Raw genomic sequence first — 2,916 nt, 5'->3', positions numbered from 1 at the left:
AATAGCGCAAGCACGGTTCTGTGAGGGGGGAGGAACACAATCTACCGAGAGGTAGAGAGGTTCCCTTCTACTCGACTGGGAAAACGCTGAAGTTGAAATGGCTGAACCTCCACATTATAAATTTAGGTTTCGAAATTTAAGTCCAGAAGAAGCAGGTCTCCACGAAGTTTGGATAAGTCCTAAAAATGATAAATTAGAAATTGTTAGTAGGAATAAAGGGTACACACTACTAACAAAAGAAAATTCAAGCCTCTTGTTTGAAATTTTGACTGGAGAAACACTGTCTGAGTTGAAATGATTATTAAATTGTACGTAATTAAAAATATAGTTTAAAGGGTCTTTAATGGCAAATAAGACAAAAATATTTTTGAGTTCTGCTAGCCAAGGTTCTTTAGAAGCTATAAGGCAAGATTTATTTGACGTATTAAATGATATCGGGCATAACCCGTTAAGGTTCGAAGATAATTTTGGTCCTTGGGGAAGAGATGCTATACAAAAATGTTTAGAAAAAGTAAAAGAAAGCGATATTTACTTGCTCATTATTTCAGATAAAAAGGGTACGTATTTAGCGGAAGAAAAGCGAACGGTAACGCATTTAGAATTTGAAAAGGCCTTTCAAACAGATAAACAGATCCTAGTATTTGTTGAACAACAAATAAAAAATGCATTTTTTAATGAATTTAGGAGCCATATTAGCAATAGGGTATATGAGTTTATACAAACTCATGGTAAAGAGCCCGATGTCTACCTTGACATTGTTAGAAGTGTAATTGAACAGGATTTAGATCGAAAAATCAAAGAGGAACTTCCTAGTATAGATGACTATATTTGGGCTTTTTTGTATGACGTTTACAAAAAAGGGTTTTATTTAGAATCCATTACTTTAGCGCGATCACCGCTACAAACAATTAAAGAGTATTTGAGTGACGCAATATTTAGCTATCGAAAGTGACCTTATTACAAACGCTAAAGCCTCTGATGAGTTGTGGGGATTAAAACAAGTTAAATTTGATTTAATTGATTTAGTAAGAGACGGTGAGATAACAAATGGGAGAAGATTCCTTGCGTTACTTAAATATCATATGGTGGGGCATCCAATTTTAAAGCATGAAGATACATATATGGAACACAAAATTGAAAATTATGGAAATTGCAAAGCGTTGACTCTTTACCGAAAAGTAGAAAATCAGTTGAGACTTATTGAGGGTGAGGGTTTATTTGATCATAATAATCATTCATATGATTTAACGAATAAGAGCTCATATGTTATTGAAACCTATCATAACGGAGAAAAAAATTTATTCTATCGTGATTTTACAATTAAATTATTAGGAGGGCTAAAAAATGACAAGGCATAATGAGCGTTATGAAAATGATGATGATATCCTAGTAGCCACAGCCCTAGAGACACAAGTGAACGACGCAACGATGAGCGAATGTCGCGTATTCAAAGGTCAAGTCGAAAAGTGTTAGGTAGAGTTAGAAAAGTAAATGAAAGTAGAAGTTTTAAGCATAAATAAGGGAAGGCTGCCAAGGCAGTCTTTTTTTCATTCACTTTTTTGTAAGAGAGGTTAAATGAGAGCCATGATACATAAGGATTTTTGACCACATTTTGAATGATTAATGTTTCTAAATTCTTAGGATAACCTACCAGTCAGAAAACGATTAAAGGTAGGTCAGTATGGTGTGTTTTTCATTCTTTTACTTAGTCTTTGCTGTTTTAATGGTGGAATAATAAATGCAAATGAAGAAGTTGATCGTCCTTTGTTAGAAACAGGCTATTTTGAAATAGGATACAAATCAGTTGAAGAATCCTTAGATGAATGCGAAGCACATTTTATCAGCGCGGTTTGCTTTATAATATCCGCTTCCATTTCTGGCTGTTTATTTCTTTTTCTTAACTCAATCAAGTCTTGCTCTTCGGGCCTTCGATTGTCTTTCTCTTTGAACCAACCAGAAGTTGAAATAAAAGAATCCATATTCATATTCACTGGCAATATCTTGACGGGTATTTCTATTATGAAATAACAAAGTATACACAAGAGATTAAATGTCTAGAAAAAGCTAAACTTAGCTGCCGATTTTTTGTCTAGTTGCCAGGTATTCAGCACCAGCTTAAAAGTGAATAGAAAGAAACTTATCTAAGAACTGCCAGAAAATCGGCAGTTTTTTATTTTTAATATAAAATCTAAGTGAATTTGTTTTAACCAATGTGCCTACTCTTGCTTATTTATATAGAGATAGATGTGTTTTTGTTAGTTTCTCAGTCTACCTCAAAGTTGGCATGGTCCTTGCTTTGAATTGAATAAGCAGATTATTAGGAGGTCTTCACATGCAGATGGATTTGTATCAACCTACCCGTCATTGGAAAGATATCGAGCTTTGGAAGGACGTTACAAACGAGCAATGGAATGATTGGATTTGGCAATTAACTAATACGATTCGAACCCTTGATGATTTACGAAAGGTGATTAATTTAACTCCAGAGGAAGAAGAAGGAGTGAAAATTTCTACTAAAACGATTCCGTTAAATATAACGCCATATTATGCATCACTTATGAATCCGGATGATGCAAGATGCCCAATTCGGATGCAGTCTGTTCCGATCGGGGAAGAAATTAACAAAACAAAATATGACTTAGAAGATCCATTAGAAGAAGATGAGGATTCACCAGTGCCTGGTTTAACTCATCGTTATCCAGATCGAGTCTTATTTCTCGTGACGAATCAATGTTCGATGTATTGTCGTTACTGTACTCGTCGCCGTTTTTCAGGGCAGATTGGAATGGGTGTTCCGAAGAAGCAATTAGATGATGCCATTGAATATATACGTAACACTCCAAAAGTACGGGATGTACTTCTATCTGGTGGTGACGGTTTATTAATTAATGACAAGATTCTTGAATATATATTAAA

At 34.6% G+C, this 2,916-nt stretch carries 5 protein-coding genes; 4 read left to right on the top strand and 1 reads right to left on the bottom strand.

The window, feature by feature from the left end:
* Positions 1–343: 343 nt before the first annotated feature.
* From SLH51_RS24335 to SLH51_RS24325, 3 genes are read left to right on the top strand one after another with little or no spacing between them, the layout of a single operon-like run.
* Entirely contained in the window at positions 344–952 is a 609-nt protein-coding gene (locus tag SLH51_RS24335) for a DUF4062 domain-containing protein (RefSeq protein ID WP_335964176.1), read from the top strand.
* On the top strand, positions 924–1,358 hold the full coding sequence (locus tag SLH51_RS24330) for a hypothetical protein (protein ID WP_335964175.1): 435 nt from the start codon (positions 924–926) through the stop codon (positions 1,356–1,358). Before SLH51_RS24335 ends, SLH51_RS24330 begins: the two co-directional genes overlap by 29 nt.
* On the top strand, positions 1,345–1,473 hold the full coding sequence (locus SLH51_RS24325) for a hypothetical protein (protein ID WP_335964174.1): 129 nt from the start codon (positions 1,345–1,347) through the stop codon (positions 1,471–1,473). The genes SLH51_RS24330 and SLH51_RS24325 overlap by 14 nt, the downstream gene beginning before the upstream one ends.
* Positions 1,474–1,778: 305 nt before the next feature.
* Here the strand turns inward: SLH51_RS24325 and SLH51_RS24620 are convergent, their stop codons facing one another.
* On the bottom strand, positions 1,779–1,979 hold the full coding sequence (locus SLH51_RS24620) for a hypothetical protein (RefSeq protein ID WP_390183776.1): 201 nt from the start codon (positions 1,977–1,979) through the stop codon (positions 1,779–1,781).
* 353 nt (positions 1,980–2,332) lie between these two features.
* Here SLH51_RS24620 and SLH51_RS24315 point away from each other — a divergent pair.
* Positions 2,333–2,916 (top strand): KamA family radical SAM protein (locus SLH51_RS24315; protein WP_335964173.1); only part of this gene is annotated, 584 nt, incomplete at its 3' end.

Source organism: Halalkalibacter kiskunsagensis, assembly GCF_037027555.1.
Lineage (GTDB): Bacteria > Bacillota > Bacilli > Bacillales > Bacillaceae_D > Halalkalibacter > Halalkalibacter kiskunsagensis.
The sequence above is the reverse complement of the archived record's forward strand: the minus strand, read 5'-3'. Positions and strand labels throughout refer to the sequence as shown.

What these genes read in the sequence shown, in the direction of transcription:
- SLH51_RS24325 (WP_335964174.1), top strand. Translation starts at nt 1,345, where the DNA reads ATGACAAGGCATAATGAGCGTTATGAAAATGATGATGATATCCTAGTA.
- SLH51_RS24620 (WP_390183776.1), bottom strand. Translation starts at nt 1,979, where the DNA reads ATGGATTCTTTTATTTCAACTTCTGGTTGGTTCAAAGAGAAAGACAAT.
- SLH51_RS24335 (WP_335964176.1), top strand. Translation starts at nt 344, where the DNA reads ATGGCAAATAAGACAAAAATATTTTTGAGTTCTGCTAGCCAAGGTTCT.